This window comes from Pseudarthrobacter sp. NPDC092202 (assembly GCF_044755505.1).
Classification (GTDB): Bacteria; Actinomycetota; Actinomycetes; order Actinomycetales; family Micrococcaceae; genus Arthrobacter.
This window is the reverse complement of the sequence record NZ_JBIVRG010000001.1, coordinates 710,012-727,331: the sequence shown is the minus strand read 5'-3', so window position 1 is coordinate 727,331 and position 17,320 is coordinate 710,012. Positions and strand designations below refer to the sequence as shown.

Below are 17,320 nucleotides of genomic sequence, written 5' to 3'. Positions count from 1 at the left end.
AACAGCGGTCTAGACAATCACTATTCTTCCTGATCAGAGGGGCATTTCTGCGTCACGGCACCCGCTTGTCACCCAAGCTCATCGGTGGATCGAGGTTTAGGACCAGTCTGATCAAAACAATCCGCCTCGTGGGTGGCCAGGGTAACCCAGCCGGAAAATCGACTGGCGTGCCAGGTGTACGTCCAGGTTCAGGTACATCCAAATCTGACGCCAAGGCGTCAACAGGAAGACTTGAACCTTGTTCCTCTTTGGCCGGGTACAAGAGCTGTCGTGCTGGCGGCGTCAGAACGTCCCCATACCGATGTACTGTTCCGAGCCCTAGTGGCGGCCGTCAGTCTCTTTAGAGCACAATGAAGGCCTCTGTTTCTTGGCTTCATTGTGGTTGGACGACTATGAACTGGCCCATCATGCCCTGGTCGGCGTGCCGTACCAAATGGCAGTGGTACATGTAGGCCGTCTCCGGGTCGGTATGGCGGCCGAACTTCAAGGCAATCCGCGCCGAGGTCCCTACCGGCAGGAACACGGTGTCCTTCCACCCGGAGAATTCCGGGCCAGGATCGGCGCCGTTGAGTTCCAGGATCCGGAACTGCACCCCGTGGACGTGGAAGCTGTGCGGCTGGTTATCGATGTTGCTGACCATCCATATTTCCACCGTGCCGGCGCCGACGGTCGCGTCGATCCGGGACATGTCCATCATGCGCCCGTTGATGTACATGCCTTTGAGAATGAAGCTGCGCGTTGCCGCCGACATTTTCGGGTCAACAGGCTCGAGGTCGGCCAAGCGTTCGGGCAGTTGCGGTGAACCGGCCAGCTTATCGGCGGCCCTGAACTGCAGCAGGTCCAGCACGTCGTTGCCGCCGGCGCCGTCGTTAAATTCCCTGCTCATCCCCAGTTCGTGGGGAAAGGACCGGAGCACGGGCTGTTCCCCGGGCGTGAACCGGACCACGATTTCGGCCCGCTCCCCCGGTGAGAGCAGCAGCCTCCCAACAGCAACGGGTGCCGGCAGCAGGCCGCCGTCGCTGCCTACCACCTGGAACTGCCGGTTATCGGCGAAACCGAAATTGAAGATGCGTGCGGTCGCAGCGTTGAGGAGCCGCAGCCGTACAGCCTCCGTTGTGACGGCCAGGTGCGGGTTGCAGGTACCGTTGACAAGGACCGTGTCGCCCAGCAGCCCGGTCTGGGCGGGCGGGCCCGGCCGGAAGGATCCATCATCACCAAAGGTCCGGTCCTGGACGACGACGGGAACATCATCCACCCCGTACTCGAAGGGCAGGCCCTGAACCGGCTCGTCGCCGTCAATAATGAACATCCCCGCCAGACCGCGGGTCATCTGCGCTTCGGTCTGCCCATGGGGGTGCGGGTGGTACCACAGGGTGGCCTCGGGCTGGTCCACGGTCCATTCAGGGGTCCAGACAGCGCCGGGATTGATGATCTGGTGGGGGCCGCCGTCGAAAACGGCGGGCAGCCGCATGCCGTGCCAGTGCACGGTCGTTGACTCCTCCAAGGCGTTCACGACGGTGACGCGGACCTTCTCACCGCGGCGCGCCCTGAGGGTGGGACCCAGAAACGCTCCGTTATACCCCCAGGTAGGAGTCGTCCTGTCCGGCAGGAAACGGCTGCTTCCGGCCTCCGCGGTTAACTCGAAGACCCGGGTTCCGTCCGCTGCGGTCATCGAATCAGCCAGCGGCGGAATGCCCAGAGGATTGGCGAAGTCCAAGGTCCCGACGGTGGAGAACGCCGCGCGTGTGTCGCCGTTCCTGCAACCGGTCACGGTCAGGGCTGCGGCGCCTGCCGCTCCGAGCAGGAACGCGCGCCGGGAAACAGGGGGATTCACCCCTCCAGCCTAACGTGCAAGCAAAGTCGGCCACGGCACGCTAAACGAGGGGTTTGGTTCGTTGAACCCAGGATCATGACTTCCCGCAGGTCCTGGCGATCGCCGGGATTCACACAATGCAGGTGTTTCTGTCGCCAGGAGTCAGGCACCATCGTTCCGGCCGGACCGGAACGGTGGTGCAGGTAAACGCTTAGCGGCGCTTTCAGGCGGCTACGACCCAGATTGAATCGGCGGCCGCTGATCCGAGGTCGAGCTCGTGGCCGTTCCCTGCCACGCGGATGCTGGTGAGCGCGACGATGTCCCATTCGCGCAGGGTCCTGCCGTCGCGGTCGATAAGGATTTTGAGATCGCGCCGGGGGTGACGTTCCCGGGCTGGAGCTACAACGGCCGGATTCCCGGACCGACCCTCTGGGCGAAGGAAGGCGATGCACTGAAGATCCACTTCACCAACGCCGGAGCCCACCCCCACACCATCCACTTCCACGGAATCCACACGGCCGAGATGGACGGCACGCCCGGGATCGGCGCCGGGTCCATCGCCCCCGGGCAGAGCTTCACCTACGAATTCGATGCCACACCGTTCGGCACCCACTTGTACCACTGCCACCAGTCACCGCTGGCCCCCCACATCGCCAAGGGACTCTACGGCGGCTTCATCATCGAACCCGGCCCAAGGCCGACAACGAGATGGTCATGGTCACGAACGGGTACAACACGGACGGCGGTGACGACAACGAGTTCTACTCCGTCAACGGGCTGCCGTTCCACTTCATGGACTACCCGGTCCAGGTCAAGCAGAACGAACTGGTGCGGATCCACCTGATCAACGTCCTGGAATACGACCCGATCAATTCCTTCCACGTGCACGGGAACTTCTTCCACTACTACCCGACCGGGACCATGCTGACCCCCAGCGAATACACGGACACCATCTCCCAGATGCAGGGCCAACGGGGGATCCTGGAGCTCCGGTTCCCGTACCCGGGCAAATACATGTTCCACGCCCACAAAACCGAATTCGCCGAACTCGGCTGGATGGGCTTCTTCGAAGTGAGCCCGTCATGACCCGCACAGACACCACAACCACGACGACAGACACTACGAGCACCACACAAACGGCAGGAGGCGCAGCGCCGCGGCCGCCGAAACCGCGCTGGCTGCTCGGCCTCGGGCCCCTGGTGCTGATCGCGGTCCTGCTGGGCCTGTTTTCGCTCCTGAATGGACCCGGGCTGTCCCGGCTCGGCGAGGGGGTTCCACCCAAGGAAGACGTGGCTGTCGAAGACATCCGGCTGACCCCGGGTCAGATCATTCTCACGGTCCGCAACCAGGGCCCTGACCCGGTCTCCATCGCCCAGGTCAATGTCTCGGACTACTACGCGCCCTTCAGCCAGACCGCGGAGGTCATGGCCCCGCTGCAGTCCACCACCATCACCGTCAGCTACCACTGGGTGGACGGTGACCCCTACGAGATTGCCCTGGTGACCTCCATCGGAGGCAAAATCACCGCGGCGATCGACGCCGCCGCCCTGAGCCCTGAACGTGACGGCTCCTTTCTGGGCCTCATGGCCCTGCTCGGCGTATACGTCGGAATCATTCCGGTGGCCCTGGGCATGCTCTGGATGCCCTTCGTCCGGCGCTCCTCGGCGGCGTGGGTGCGCGGACTTCTTGGCGTCACCGTCGGGCTGCTGGCCTTCCTGACCTTCGACGCCACCTTCGAGGCCTTCGACCTTGTCGCCGGCAACAGCTCCTTCGGCGGACCACTGGTCGTGATCCTCGGAGCCCTGCTCTCCTACCTGGTTCTGGAAGCCACCGATGCCTGGATGCGACGCCGCCAGGAGCTGCACGCGGCCGCGCAGCCTGCCGCACTCCCGCCCGGGCGCCTGGCCCTGCTGATCGCCGTCGGCATCGGGCTGCACAACCTGGGCGAGGGTCTTGCCATCGGCTCCGCCTACGCAATCGGATCATTGGCCCTCGGCGCGTCCCTGATTGTCGGTTTCGCCATCCACAACACCACCGAGGGTCTGGCCATCGTCACACCCCTGGCCCGCACCCGTCCCTCCCTGGGCCGGCTCGCGGCCCTGGGACTGATCGCCGGGGCACCAGCCGTGCTCGGGGCACTCATCGGAGCCACCGTCTACCAGCCCACACTGGGCGCCTTCCTGCTCGGCGTGGGCGCCGGAGCCGTCGGGCAGGTCGCCGTCAAGCTCCTGCCGCTCCTCAAAGACCACGACGGAAAGACACTCACGCCACTGACCGCCGGCGGCATCCTGGCCGGCATCGCCGTCATGTTCGCAACCGGACTGCTCGTCGTCGCCTGAAACCGCCACGGAATGGGCACAGGACCCCGCTGCCGCGCCATGACAGTACCGACGGCGGGGTGGCTCCATGCAGTGCTGTGGCACGGGACCAGGGGTGCCTCGCGCCGTCCTGCCAGCAGCCAGCATCATGCGACGCGTTCTTGCCGGTGGGACTTCTCGCCAGTTCCCGGCTGTTCAATCAGGTATTGTCCTAATGGATCCAGCCGCCGCGGGATAATAGGGCCATGGCCAAGACTCCCGCCCAGCGCATCAAAAAGCACGGCAACAAGGCCGTGGTACCCGAACACCAGCTGCCTCCGGTGATCAACCCCACCACCACCCGGTCGCTGCAGAAGGCGCAGTCCAACGGCAACCCGATCGTCATTGCCGGCGTCGTAGCCAGCCTGTTCCTGTTCTGGTACCTGCACCTGCTCACACTGAACCAGATGACCCAGCTGACCGGCGGCCTCGCCATGCCGGATTCTCTCGTGGGCGGCTTCTCCACCGAATACCTTCAGCAGCTCCGGGCAGCCATGGATGACGAAGCCCGCGGGCAGCTGAACTACGTCCACAAGACCGCCGGCACACTGTTTCCGCTCATTTTCGGCTTCAGCTGGCTCCTGCTGATCGGCACGAACGTGCCCAGAAAAGCCTTACGCTGGGCGATGTGGGCTGGACCCCTGCTGTTTGTTGTTATCCGGCTTTGGGGCAATGTGGCTATTGATGCGGCCCTGGCCACGCCAACGCCCGACGCAGGCTCGGTGGTTTTGGCGTCCACCCTCGCTGTTTCGGGCTGGGTGCTTCTCCTGCTGAGCCTGGCTGTGGGAGGAGCGGCGGTGCTTCTGGGCCGCCGGGAAGTCCGGCTGGGCGCCGGTCGGCCCTGACCAGCCTGCCCGGACAGTGGGCAGCGGAACTGATGCACCTGAATTCGTTGCGGGTAACGTCGGTATTTCCGGTCCGAATTGGCTCGCAGGGCCCTTACGTCGCCAGCGAAGGTGTGATCTTCTCCGCAAGCGCGCCCGTTGGGTCAACACAGCAGCTGGCATCAAGGGTAGAAGCCGATAGCGGGTTATTGAAAGGATGGCGTTCCGATCCTTATCCATTGGCCTACTACGAGCGGAAACGCACGAAGGGAAGAAACACAACGCTGCCATCATCTGCCTCGCCCGGCGCCGCTGCGAGTCATCTGCGCCATGCTCAAAAACGGAACCCTCTACCAGGAAAAAGTTCCCCAGGCCGCTTGACCAAAAGCATAGGGACACGTTGCCAGCATCGTGAACGTGCCGGAGGGCAACTACACCCTCACGTTCGTGTGCGAAGGCGGCGGCAAAGCCTTCCTTACGGCACGGGTGGAAGAACGCGAGTTGATTGACTTTGGTGCGGTCTGCACCGGTGCGCGCGAAAGTATTAAAATCCTGATTCCGGAATCGGGCCCTGTGGAAATCACCGCATCCAGCGTGGATGCGCCTCTGCTTTACGCGTACCACCTCGTTGCCCGAGCTTAGCCACTCCATCGGCAGGTCCTCAGGACACTACGGGGTCACCGAAGTCGTCTTCACTGAATGCCGGAAGTGCACCGGCTGACCGCCGTCGAGTTGTAGCGCAAGGTCTCCCTAACGCGCAGTGCCCCCACAAAAGTTCCCGTTGGTCCCCACATGACGGCCCATACTCGACAACTTGGTCACGCTTGTCACATCAACTTGTCACTGCACATGACAGCCTTCCTACGCTAAAGGGGTTCAGCGTTCCCGAGCAAAGGAAACTCCATGCCGCATTCATCAGGTTCCGCCACCGTCCCCAATGACGCCCACACCCCGCCGGGCCGAAGACCCCAGAGAATCAAGAAACCAAGTTTCCTCAGCTCCCTCGGCGCCGACCTTCCCGCATCACTCGTCGTCTTCCTTGTCGCCCTCCCGCTCTCACTGGGCATCGCCGCAGCCTCGGGGGCACCAGTCATGGCCGGCCTTATCGCGGCGGCCGTCGGAGGAATTGTCGCGGGCACTCTGGGCGGCTCCCCTTTGCAGGTGAGCGGCCCGGCGGCCGGCCTGACCGTCGTCGTTGCCGGCCTAGTGGACGAGTTCGGCTGGCAAGTGACATGCGCGATCACCGCTGCTGCCGGCGTCATGCAGCTCCTACTGGGGGTCAGCCGCGCAGGGCGCGCCGCGCTGGCCGTGTCGCCGGTGGTGGTCAAGGCCATGCTGGCCGGCATTGGCATCACGATCATCCTGCAGCAGTTGCACGTTCTGCTCGGCGGCAACGCGGCCGGTTCCGCCGTCGAAAACCTCGCCGCCGTTCCTGCGGCGATCATCAACGTGGAGCTGCATTCAGCCCTACTCGGCCTCACCGTCGTAGCCATTCTTCTTGCCTGGAAGTACCTCCCGGCCGCGGTGCGGAAAATCCCCGGCCCGCTCGTCGCCGTCGTCGCTGTCACTGCGTTGTCCGTGGCGGTAGCCCCTAACGTGGCGCGCATCAGCTTCAACGGTTCCCTGTTCGACGCCATCGCCCTGCCGAATCTGCCGGACGGCAACTGGCGCGGCGCTGCAACAGCCGTCATCACGGTCGCGTTGATCGCGAGCATTGAGTCGCTGCTGTGCGCGGTGGCCGTGGATAAGATGCACACCGGCCCGCGCTCACATCTCAACCGCGAGCTCATCGGCCAAGGCTCGGCGAACATTCTCTCCGGCATGCTCGGCGGTTTACCGGTGACGGGTGTGATCGTCCGCAGCGCCACCAACGTGGAAGCCGGCGCCGCAAGCCGCGCGTCCGCCATCCTCCACGGCGTCTGGGTCCTTGTGTTCTCCGCCCTGTTCGCCGGCCTCATCCAATTGATTCCGCTGGCCGTTCTGGCGGGGCTGCTGTTGGTCATCGGTGCAAAGCTCATCAAAGTCGCCGACATCAGGACGAGCCTGCGCACCGGGGACCTCCTCGTCTACGTGGTCACCCTGGTCTGCGTCGTGTTCCTCAACCTGCTCGAAGGCGTGATCATTGGCCTCGCACTCGCTGCCCTGTGCGTTTTGTGGCGCGTGCTCCGGGCGCAAATCCACACGCACGCACCGTCCGCACAACGACTTCCGTGGCGCGTTACGATCGCCGGTTCCTGCAGCTTCTTCGCCCTGCCGCGGCTCAATCGCGCTCTCCATTCCGTGCCCGAGGGCCAGGACACTGTAGTCGAACTCAACGCCGACTACCTCGATCATGCTTTCCGCGAGGCTTTGCTCGCCTGGCAGCGGCAGCACCGGGACACGGGCGGGACCGTGACTCTCGAGGAGCACGGCACCACGGCGTTCCGCGATGCCGCGGACAACACACCCCAGCGCCAGGACCCCCGCGAATTCCCGCTGCCGCCCCGCACATCCTGGCAGCCGTCACCTCTGGACAGCGCCCACCAAGCAGAGGACGCCGACGGCGGGCGGCTGCCGCTGCGGTCAATTCTCCTGGGCATCGACAAATACCACCGGCGCTACGCGGACAAGGTTCGGCCGCTGGTACAGGATCTCACCGAGGGACAGAATCCGGACACACTGTTCGTCGCCTGCGTCGACTCCCGGGTCAACCCGAACCTCATCACCAGCAGCGGCCCCGGTGACCTCCTGACTCTCCGGAACATCGGCAACGTCGTGTGCAGCGACGGCCGCGATGCCTCGATCGATTCGGCGCTGTCCTTCGCGGTCAAGGGACTGTCCGTGGACTCGATCGCGGTCTGCGGCCACTCCAACTGCGGCGCGATGAAGGCCGTGCTGGCTGATGCCCAGGGTGCTTCGAATGCCGCACTGGGAGCGGGCTTCGATGCCTGGTTGGAACACGCCCGGCCAAGCTACCGCGAACTCGTGGCCGGTCACCCCGTGGCCGGTCACCCCGTGGCGTTGGCCGCTGAAGCCGCAGGGTACAGCCACCTCGACCAGCTCAGCATGGTCAACGTCGCCGTCCAACTCAGAAAGCTCGAAGAACACCCGGTCACCGGTCCCGCCTTGGCTTCCGGACAGGTACAGGCCACTGGTCTGTTCTACGACATCTCTACGGCCCGCGTGGTCCTGGTGACCCCGCAGGGCATCGAGCAGCTGGATCCGAGCATGGCGCTTCGCTAGGCGGCGTCCCTTCACGACCCTCGACGCGGCCATGGCCCCGACACTCCGGCTTTCACGGCGTGTCGGGGTGAGCGGGCTTTCACAGAAGGCCGTGGGGACAAGCCCAGCCGCATGCTGCCGCTGGATGGGCTTGAGGCCACGGGAGGTAGCTGAGTTGCGGATTGCTTAGTCGTGCCACTGCGATGAGGTCAGGAGCACGGCGGAGAGCCAAAGCATCCAGCCGCCGTCAAACCAGGCACCCAAGCTGATCTGAATCCCTTGAAGACGAGGACGGGAATGGCGACAAGCTGAGCGAAGGGCTCTGAGGCAAGCTGCTCACCGCTCTGCCGCATTGGGAACGCTTCTGTACCCAGCGCTGCTCGCCGGAGCATCGCCACCACACTCGCGGAACCGACCGAAAGAACTAGGCGGACACCGGAGGCCGCGGTTAGATGGCTTAGCCCACTGGCTTTCATCGCCGTGTCGAGGTCCGCGCTCACCGCTCGCACGTCGCACGGTGAGCCCGGGCAGCCGCTCGGCCGGGCTCGGGCAGGCGCTGCTTCCGCGCGATGAATGTCACGCGCATGTTTGACGGCAAGTCAGCACCGCTTATGCCCTTCACGCATACATGGTTAAGGGCATACCCCCGGCGGGCCCGTCAGCAGCAGGTGGTGTGCCCCGGCGGCTGCGACTTCCAATGCGCGCCGGGCATCGCCCTGGCCGGAGACGTCAGCCATGTCAGGATAGGGGCCGGCTTCCGCGAATGCATCCCCGGTGCCGTCCGCGTCCTCGGGCTCGAAATCCAGCGCAAGCTCCTGGGGGTCCGCGCCGAAGTCCAGCGCCAGCCGGGCAAGGGTGCTGTATCCCCGCACGTGCGCATCAGGAACCAAGGACGCCTCGGCAAAGTTTGCCTGCGCCACCACGATATCCGGATATCCGGCCTGCACCGACGCCATCACAGCTGGAAGGATGCCACGGACCGGGCGCAGCCGGCCGTCGAGTCCCAGCTCGGCGATAAACACCGTCCGCCCGGTGGGTTTGATGTCATTGGCGGCGCGGAGCACGGCCATGGTCACCGCCAAGTCGAATCCGGATCCCCGCTTGGGCAGGGAGGCAGGGATGAGGTTGGCGGTGATCTTCCGGCGGCTCAAGGGAATTCCGGAGTTCTTCGCGGCCGAGCGGATCCTTTCCTTGGCCTCGTTGAGGGAGGCGTCCGGCAGGCCGAGGAGCACGAAGGCCGGAAGGGTCTGGCCGATGTCGTATAAAAGACACATGCTCCGAATGAACCAGAAGCGCGCCGTCCTGTATCTCCGCCTCTCCGTCACGACGGACGAGTCGACGTCTATTGTCCGCCAGGAGAAGGACCTCCGCGACCTGGCTGCCCGCGAAGGCTGGGAGGTTGTCGAGGTACTCACTGATGACGGGCTATCAGGAGGTAAGCGACGACTGAAGGCCGACCGCGCCCTGGAAATGCTCCGCGAGGGCTCCGCCGACATTATCGCCGTTTGGAAGTTCGACCGCTGGAGCCGCCAGGGCGTCCGCGCCGTCGCCGACCTCGTCGAGACGATCGACGAGCGCGAAGCCTCCGGGCTCCCGGCGCTCTTCGTGGCCCTGGGTGACGGTATCCGCTCCGACGCCCAAACCTGGAGGATGCACGTCTCGCTGATCGCCGAGGTCGGTCGTATGGAGCGGGAAAACGTCCAGACTCGCGTAAGCTCCGCCCGCAAGCATCAGCGCGAGACGCGCCGCCACTCCGGCGAGCCTTGCTTCGGATACCGGCCCATCCCGCATCCCTCCGGCAAGGGTCGCGCCCTGGAGATCCGCCCGGACGAGGCCGCGACCGTCCGGCGCGCCTTCGACCTGATCCTCTCCGGGAAGTCCGCCTATATGACGGCGAAGATCCTAAACGAGGAGGGCCGCCCTCCGCGCCGCGCGGCGAAGTGGAACGCCTCGACCCTGGCCGACGTCATGCAACGCGACGGCCTCCTGGGCTACATGACTCACCGGATGAAAGGCGACTCGACGCGGGCGAGCCGGCCGCTCCTGGGCGAGGACGGCCTCCCGGAGCAGGTATGGCCCGCGATCGTGACGCCTTCCGAAATGCGCGAGGTCCGCGCTCTCCTCCGCTCGCGCGGCGACTGGGGCCGCAAGGCCCGCACCGGCCGCAAGGTCGCGACCCGCCTCCTCTCCGGACACCTGGCTTGCGCCTCCTGCGGCCGGATCATGCGCGCCGGACAAGGAGACTTCGCGAAAAATGGGAAGCGGGTCTTCCGCTACGTCTGCGGCTCCCCCGCTGGCGCTTGCCCAAGGAAGGTAAGTATCTCCGCCCTTCACGTCGAGGACTTCGTCGCCGCTCAATTCCTGGAAGTCTTCGGGAGCTTCGAGGTCGTCGAAATGCGCGAGACGAGCCGCGACACTGGCGAGCTCGCGGAAGTCGAGCAAGCCATCGCCTCGACGGCGGCGGATATGGCTTCTCCCGACGCTGATTTCGGCGCCCTCGTCGAGCGGCTGACCATGCTCCGCGCCCGGCGCGAGGTCCTGGCCTCAGTCCCGGTCGAGTCTGTCCTGGAAGAGGTCCGGACCGGCGACACCTTCGCGGAAGCCTGGGAGAAGCGCGACGTCGACGGCCGCCGCTCTCTGATTGCCTCCGCGCTCACTGGCCCGATCGTCGTCTCGCCCGCGCTGACCCGCTCCGTCAAAATCGACTGGAGCCGCGTCGAGATCCCCTGGCGCTGGACGGAGCCGGACCTGGCCGATATCGAGGCGTACCTCCTGGACGCGGCCCGCGCGGACTAACTTCGAAAGCCCCGTCTCCGTCTAGTGCGAAGTCGGGGCTTCTTTGTACGCTCCCAAACATGAGCAAAATCGACATAATCATTAGCGGCCCGGACGCGCTGAAGCAGGAGGGCTACTTCCTAAACGGAAGGCGGCCCGAGCTTCGCGACTTCGCGATAACCCTTAGCTTCCGCCTGGGCGCCCTGCCGGAGCTCGGCGCCCTAACCCTTACTAGTAAGTCTTTCGCCTTCGCGTCTCAGCTAGTCCAGGACGAGGTGAGGGAGCGGCTCGAAGAGATCGACGGCCCCGCCAGCGCGACACTGGAAACCGTCGACGTCTCCTCTACGCCGAAGAACGGCGAGCGCGCGAGCGAGGCCGTGAGCTACTCGCATCCAGTCCTGAAAATAATCGGACCTGCCGCCTAAGGCCCGTCAGACGCCGGAAGCGGCGTGTAAACGCCCTGCCCGATCCTGTTCAAGTGACGAAGTGACGGAATCGAGCGTCACCGTCTTTTTTCTTCAAGGACTTCCCTCCTAGAAGAAGTAATAGGAGTGACGCTTGTTTCCGTCACTTCGTCACCGCCCACCATGCAAGGCCCCGCCCATCCCGGCGTGGGCCTTGCGGCGTTTCCGACCCAAAGGTTTTTCGTCCGTAACTGAGCAGAAAGAGCCTCCCGGCCCTCTCCTCTATTGACGGGAACGGCTGCCGCGCCGCTCGGGAGATGGGTTTCCTTTTCGACTGGCCCTGGCTTGTTGTCCAGGCGCAAGCAACCCGCCGCCCCGCCCTCCTTCATGGTGGGCGGGTTTTCTCAGCCCTCGCACTGTGACAAACAGTGCCCCGTCTCGACCTTGCGAAAGGAGTCGTGCCTTTGAAGTGCCCTGTCTGCGGCGTGCCGGTTACCGGTCACCGCATCACCTGTTCCAGTCGCTGCCGTCAGCGCAAAGCGCGCGCTGCCCGCGCTGCCGCTCTTGAAAGCGTCCAGGACCTCCTAGACCGGCAAACCGACGCCCTCACCGCTGGCGCCGATCCAGTGGTTTTAGAATCCCTGACTCGCGAAGCCCGACGCCTCCTGTCACGAGTAAATGGGCGGTGACGAAGTGACGATTCTCTTCTTGTTCTAGTTCGATTCTCGTTTCTTCTTCTCCCCGAACTGCCCCTGTGCCCCAAGTGCCCCCTTTCCCCGAAGGAGGCGGCGAAAGAAGGGGCACCGCAGGGGCATGACGGGTCACGAAACCCGCCTAATAGAAACCCCTTGCAAAGACGCCGAGGGGAGCTCCGCTCCCTGACCTGCCGAAGGCAGGAAAGCCCTCGACTCCTCCCAGCCATTCCACGGCTAGCCACGCAGAACGCCGGGCAACGCCCCCACCCCTGAAAGGAACCCGCTCAGCCATGCCCTCACTCCTCGACTTCGCCGGACAGCCAACAGCCGCACAGTGCCCGCTGCCTCCCCTTGCCGCCCGCCGCCGCACCGGGGCTTGGCCCGTCGGCCTCCTGCCCATCGATCGACTCGCCGAAGACCTGACCCGCAGGGGCCTGGAATACAGGCGCGGCTCCGGATTCTCGATCGCGGGCGAACCCATCGACGACTACGAAGCCGCCCGCCTCACGGCCGTCACGCTCCAGATCGCCGCCGAAAGCCTCCACCTGCCCCGGCCCCGCTCCGCGATCCTCTTCGAGCACGCCGCCCCACTCGACGCCGAAACCGACCGCCTCCAGGCCGAGGCCCACAGGGAGACGGACGACTACGAAGCCGCCGAGCTCCTCTTCCGGGTCACCTCAACCGGCGCGCGCGCCCTGATTTCGAGCATTCGCACCGCCCTGGAGGCCCCCGACGCCCTCGTCGAGGACCGCGAAGCAAACACCGGCGATACCTGGAAAGAACACGCCCAGGCCCTCGCCCGCACCGCCCGCGACGTCAAAGCCTCCCCCACTGTCCAGGGCCGAATGCTTCAACTTCTCCGCCGCTCAATTCCGGCGCCTGCTGACCGGACGGAGGACGACCGGCCGAGCGCCGAGGACTTCCTCGCATCCCTGGACGGCCAGGCAACACTCCGCCGCTCCGCGCTCGTCGCCCTTTACGCCGACGCAGGGTACCCCGGCGGCCTCTCCCCCGACGAGCTCCGCGCCCTGGCCTCTACCCGCTGGGGCGCCCCGCGCAAGCTCCAGGGCATCTACACCTACCGCCCCGCCCGCGCGAAGGCGGCGAACTAAGACCCCTTCCCGGCGCCCGCCAGGAAGACCACCGAAAGGAAACCCACACAATGACCCAGATCATGAAACAGAACCGCGACGCAGCCGGAAACGTCATCTACCCGGCCTGGCTCGTCGAGCTCACCCCCGGCGCCACCGAAGCCTACGAGGCCGTACTGAAGGCCCAGGAAGAGGCCGCCCTGAAGAGCAAGCGGATCGCGGACCTGACCCGCCAAAAGAACCACATGACCTACTGGGCGTCCCCCGGCGACCGCCAGCGCAAGCCCAGCGTCCGCCAGGACGACCTCGACAAGGTCCTCGTCGAGCTCGCCGACCTTCAGCGCGCCAGCCGTTCCGCAGGCCCAGACGCCCGCAAGGCTTACGACGACCTAATGCAAGGCCGCTCCGGCGCCCTCGATCCGGCGGCCCGCCGTCGCGCTGCTGCCTCCTTCGCCGTTGCCCGCCAGGAAGAAGCTGAACGGCTGAAGTCCGATCTCCTCCGCGTCCTCACGGAGCGCGACGAGGCATTTGTGGCAGCCGGAAAACCTGGCTTCCACTGGTCCCGCCGAAGCGGCGAAGGCCCCAACTTGATCATTAGCCAGGTCGAACGCGGGCTTGCACTCTGGGTTGACGGCTTCGACACTGCCGCCGCCGGTAGGGCCGCCGACGGCGAGAAAGTAATGACCGAGGCCGAGATCGACGCCGCCGACCAGGAAGAAGCCGACAGGATCAACCGCCGCACTGCGTCCGCCGCCCGCAACCGTCGCTGATTGCCTAGCCCGCTACTCAACCGCCCAGGCGTGGCCGTCACGCCGCGCCTGGGCTCCCTTCGACCGAAAGCCCTACCAGCAATGCCCGCTATGCCCATGAGCCCCCAGAAGCTCGCCGCCCGCCGTGCCACTGACCGAGTCAAGCGTGCCCGCCGACGTCTGAGCCTCTTCGCCGCAGAGGACGCCGCCGCCACTCCTTCGGCCATGCGCCGCCCGCACACCCAGTCACAATGGCTGGCCCTAACTGAAGAGGAACGCTTCGAACATCTACGAAGCGGCATGCAACATAACGAATACGCCCGGTGCCTGACGGAGGTCCTTCAGAATCCTCCGGCCCGCGTCCTTGCCTATCTGGAGCTTTCACAAGGCGACAAGGCCGCCGTCGAGGCCGGAACCTACGTCCCGCCCGCCGACCCTGCCCCGGTCCCGGTCCCGGTCCCGGAGACAGTGCCAGCCACAGCCGCACGTTACTCCCTGCCCTGCTCCATCTGCGGCGAGTACGTTCCCGTGCCCAGCCCGCGAGCGCGGCGCGCTAAGTGCCCGAAGCACACAAAGTAATCACGTCAGCGGGGCAAGAAGACACAAGCCTTGCCCCGGCTAGACACTCCCGGCCAACCAAGCCGCTAACCCCTGGGGAGGGACTCCCGGTACCCCCTCCCTCCCAGCCCGGACCGGCATACCTTCTGCCCCCGCGTGCGCAGCCCCCGCCGGATTCCCAACCCGCCCCGAAACCCGAAAAGAAACTCATGCCCGACCTCACCAGCGCTCCACCCCTCGCCCCCGACCCCTACGAAGGACTCCCGACCACCTGGAGCGACTCCGCGAAGGAGACATATATCCAAGTCGAGCGGGAACACCCAAGCATGGACGCCGCCAGCGCAGCCGCCCTCTACGAAGCCTGCAACCTCCTGGCCCTCGCCGACCACATGGAAGAGCGTGTAAACGCAGACGGCCTCATGATTCCCGGCTCCTCCGGCCAAATGGTCCCCAACGGCCTACTCTCCGAGATCCGCCTCGCCCGCGTCCAGTCGATCACGGCCCTCAAATCCTTCGGAGTCGCCCCCGGCCAGTCCGGAGCCTCCAGGGCAGGGGCAGCCCTGGCAATGAAGCGCCACCACGGCCGCACTCCCGGCGTCAGGGCAACTAGCTAATGCTCCCCCGCAACAGCGCCCGCCCGACGCCCCAAGTTCAGACCATCCAACCGCGCTCCGGCGGCCAGCTTCTTCCAGCCTGGGCACCGGTCACGCCTCGCGGCGGCTGGACGCCCTCCAACGCGTGGGAAGCAGCCCAGGACTACGCCGCTAGCCTCTCGGGCCTCGCCGACCTTCCGCCCGCCTCCCGGCTGGAAAAGTGCGCCTACGTCGCCCTCCTCGGCGCCTTCCCCGGCCTCCACGGCGCCGATATAGTCGAACGCCTCCAAGGCCGCCCAGCCCCTGGGTGAACGCTCCGCGTCGATTTGCAGTACCGATAGCGGTGTCTCTAATGTAGTTGCGTCCCTGGCGGTTTCCCCAGCCGCCTAGACATAATCCCGGCGTCGACGGCGCTAGTAGCCCCTCCGCGAGCCTTCCCCCCATCGGCTTAGCGGGGGGGCTTTGCCGCATAGGTAGCTCTTCAGCCTCGCGTCCGGCCCCTAGTGACCCGCGACTCTGTCTTTGCGTTCTCCTGGCGGATCTCCTCGGCCACAGCGGCAAGCGCAAGGTGCGCTTCTATGGACTCTTTGTGTTCCGTCGATGCCTCGTCACTTTCCAGCATCGCCGCGATCTCCTCCGGCGTGCTGTCAACGAGTTTCGACCAATTGCGCGGCACCCTGTCGGGTCCGAGGGCCCCTACCAACCCCGCCCACTCTGCGCCCATGTCCTTCGCGATATTGGAATCACTATGCCCCCCGCGATTCTTGTTCTGCGCGAGTTTCAGCAGCGCTTGAAGCTCAAACATCATGTGCGCTTGTTTGAGAGCCGCCCTTCGGTCTTCGTCAGCAATACGGCGAGCGTTTCTCCGGTCCAAGGCCGAGACGACCAACGCCACGATTGCGGCCAGGACCGCCGCCACCACTGCGGCCACTTGGACCCACAGCGCTATTTCTTCTTTCGTCATGGCTCAACGCTACTTTCCGCGCTGCTGAACCTACGCAGCGCCGCTTCGCGGACCTGCTGGTCGTAGACGAGCCCACCCTCACTGCTGAGTGCGAGATTGCACCACCGGTGGGCCGTCCGCAGATTATCCGGATCGTCATCCCCGCCGAGTGCCAACGAGAAAATATGGTCAAGCGTCGGGTATTGATCGTCTGTTGGCCTGGCGCCCGGGTCGGTTGGAAGCAGACAAACTTGGCACGTGAAGTTGTCACGCTCGAAGACTAGCTGCCGGTGCTTGCTGTAGGTCCTGCCCTTGTTGCGCTTCCGCGCCGACGGCGGAACCGACTGAGTTGTCGTAACCCCTTTGCGGGCTTTGCACTCTCGGCAAAGGCAGTCGTCGGGCCGCCCCTCACGATCCAAAATGGTCCTGCGACAGGTCTCGTGGTCGGCAACGAACTCTTCGTGCGTTCGTCCGGCCGCATGAGGACCGTCCCAATAGCTGCCTTGGCAAACGAGGCAGGTTCCGATCTGCCCAGCAGCGGCGCTCCGCATGATCCTGCATATCGCGGAGCAGTACGCGCGGCTTTTCGTGTGTGCCTCGAATCCCGTCCCGCAGCCCTTGCAGACCGCTTGTTCCCGATCCATAGTCATTACCCCTAAGCACTTCGCCGTGTAGCCCGTATGGCAAGAACCCCGCCAGCGGCGGGCTGACGGGGTTCTCCGTAAGTCAAGAGCTAGCTCAGGTGGTTGCCACTACGCCTGACACACGCCTGACGAACGGACGCGGGTATTCGGGCGACCCCCAGAAGAACTGTTCTTCGTCTTCACCGGGGTACTGCTCTACCCTCATTTGCCCTTGCCCTTCTGAGAAAGGGCGCTTGCTGCGGCGGTCTTCTCCGCCTTGGTGGAGCTGGGGTTACGCAAGACCTTGCTTGCGGCGGTTGCAGCCTTGCTGCTGGTTTGGCGGCTGTTCTTAGCCATAATCCTGGTCCTTCAGGTTGATCCGTTGAAAGGGTGGGACCGGCGCTTTGATTCGAGCCATCGCGGCGCCGGACCCGGTCCAACTCAGCGCATTAGCGCTGGGTCGGGCGGATACGGATGGTCCGCTTAATGCGGATCCGTACTACACGTGTAGCCATTTGCGGCTACTCCTTTCCGGGATCACCGGGCACAAGACACGAAACGTTGTCAAGATTGACGAATGTTCTAACCGCTCGTAGTCTGTTCTGACGTTCCTAGTTCGAACGAAAACGACAAAACACAATATCTTGGGCCGTTGCGCACCCACTTTGGCTGCGTGGCGTCGATCCCTATTTTG

At 64.9% G+C, this 17,320-nt stretch carries 15 protein-coding genes and 3 pseudogenes; 13 read left to right on the top strand and 5 right to left on the bottom strand.

Translation table 11 applies throughout. The features are described from left to right. Positions 1–373 precede the first annotated feature (373 nt). A complete protein-coding gene (locus ACIQF4_RS03410; RefSeq protein WP_191079186.1) occupies positions 374–1,834 on the bottom strand; it encodes a multicopper oxidase family protein in 1,461 nt (486 codons plus the stop codon). A 256-nt stretch (positions 1,835–2,090) separates the two neighbouring features. Here ACIQF4_RS03410 and ACIQF4_RS03405 point away from each other — a divergent pair. The 7 genes and pseudogenes from ACIQF4_RS03405 to ACIQF4_RS03375 all read left to right on the top strand — a co-directional run. Continuing rightward, positions 2,091–2,441 (top strand): annotated as a pseudogene (locus ACIQF4_RS03405) (multicopper oxidase domain-containing protein); the annotation flags it as partial. Between the two features lie 86 nt (positions 2,442–2,527). Next, positions 2,528–2,899, top strand: a complete 372-nt coding sequence (locus ACIQF4_RS03400; RefSeq protein WP_377087169.1) for a multicopper oxidase domain-containing protein — start codon at positions 2,528–2,530, stop codon at positions 2,897–2,899. Then, positions 2,896–4,152 (top strand): ZIP family metal transporter, encoded by a 1,257-nt coding sequence (locus ACIQF4_RS03395; RefSeq protein WP_223883698.1) that lies wholly within the window; start codon positions 2,896–2,898, stop codon positions 4,150–4,152. The genes ACIQF4_RS03400 and ACIQF4_RS03395 overlap by 4 nt, the downstream gene beginning before the upstream one ends. Positions 4,153–4,376: 224 nt before the next feature. Continuing rightward, positions 4,377–5,015 carry a hypothetical protein gene (locus ACIQF4_RS03390; protein ID WP_191079187.1) on the top strand — a complete coding sequence of 213 codons (639 nt, stop codon included), beginning with the start codon at positions 4,377–4,379 and terminating at the stop codon, positions 5,013–5,015. Positions 5,016–5,221: 206 nt separating this feature from the next. Then, a pseudogene (locus ACIQF4_RS03385) lies at positions 5,222–5,375 on the top strand (IS110 family transposase); the annotation flags it as partial. Between the two features lie 36 nt (positions 5,376–5,411). Continuing rightward, a complete protein-coding gene (locus tag ACIQF4_RS03380) occupies positions 5,412–5,636 on the top strand; it encodes a hypothetical protein (protein ID WP_191079188.1) in 225 nt (74 codons plus the stop codon). Positions 5,637–5,897: 261 nt separating this feature from the next. Then, complete coding sequence (locus tag ACIQF4_RS03375; RefSeq protein ID WP_377087172.1) at positions 5,898–8,216, top strand: SulP family inorganic anion transporter; 2,319 nt, start codon at positions 5,898–5,900, stop codon at positions 8,214–8,216. 623 nt (positions 8,217–8,839) lie between these two features. Here the strand turns inward: ACIQF4_RS03375 and ACIQF4_RS03370 are convergent. Continuing rightward, positions 8,840–9,454: pseudogene (locus ACIQF4_RS03370) on the bottom strand (magnesium chelatase domain-containing protein); the annotation flags it as partial. 22 nt (positions 9,455–9,476) lie between these two features. Between ACIQF4_RS03370 and ACIQF4_RS03365 the strand changes: the two are divergent. The 6 genes from ACIQF4_RS03365 (at position 9,477) to ACIQF4_RS03340 (ending at position 15,371) form a co-directional block, all read left to right on the top strand. Further along, entirely contained in the window at positions 9,477–10,991 is a 1,515-nt protein-coding gene (locus ACIQF4_RS03365) for a recombinase family protein (protein ID WP_400517772.1), read from the top strand. A 59-nt stretch (positions 10,992–11,050) separates the two neighbouring features. Further along, positions 11,051–11,395, top strand: a complete 345-nt coding sequence (locus ACIQF4_RS03360; protein ID WP_400517771.1) for a hypothetical protein — start codon at positions 11,051–11,053, stop codon at positions 11,393–11,395. 964 nt (positions 11,396–12,359) lie between these two features. Then, a complete protein-coding gene (locus tag ACIQF4_RS03355) occupies positions 12,360–13,181 on the top strand; it encodes a hypothetical protein (protein ID WP_400517770.1) in 822 nt (273 codons plus the stop codon). Positions 13,182–13,231: 50 nt separating this feature from the next. After that, complete coding sequence (locus tag ACIQF4_RS03350; protein WP_400517769.1) at positions 13,232–13,930, top strand: hypothetical protein; 699 nt, start codon at positions 13,232–13,234, stop codon at positions 13,928–13,930. Between the two features lie 746 nt (positions 13,931–14,676). After that, entirely contained in the window at positions 14,677–15,081 is a 405-nt protein-coding gene (locus tag ACIQF4_RS03345; protein ID WP_400517768.1) for a hypothetical protein, read from the top strand. Next, positions 15,081–15,371, top strand: coding sequence for a hypothetical protein (locus tag ACIQF4_RS03340; RefSeq protein WP_400517767.1), 291 nt, complete (start codon positions 15,081–15,083; stop codon positions 15,369–15,371). Before ACIQF4_RS03345 ends, ACIQF4_RS03340 begins: the two co-directional genes overlap by 1 nt. 170 nt (positions 15,372–15,541) lie before the next feature. Here ACIQF4_RS03340 and ACIQF4_RS03335 read toward each other — a convergent pair whose 3' ends face one another. From ACIQF4_RS03335 to ACIQF4_RS03325, 3 genes are all read right to left on the bottom strand, one after another. Next, entirely contained in the window at positions 15,542–16,024 is a 483-nt protein-coding gene (locus ACIQF4_RS03335; protein WP_400517766.1) for a hypothetical protein, read from the bottom strand. Further along, the gene (locus tag ACIQF4_RS03330; protein ID WP_400517775.1) at positions 16,021–16,554 is read right to left on the bottom strand and encodes an HNH endonuclease; all 534 of its coding nucleotides are present in this window, start codon (positions 16,552–16,554) and stop codon (positions 16,021–16,023) included. Before ACIQF4_RS03330 ends, ACIQF4_RS03335 begins: the two co-directional genes overlap by 4 nt. 294 nt (positions 16,555–16,848) lie before the next feature. Continuing rightward, positions 16,849–16,983, bottom strand: coding sequence for a hypothetical protein (locus ACIQF4_RS03325; RefSeq protein ID WP_255428732.1), 135 nt, complete (start codon positions 16,981–16,983; stop codon positions 16,849–16,851). Positions 16,984–17,320 lie beyond the last annotated feature (337 nt).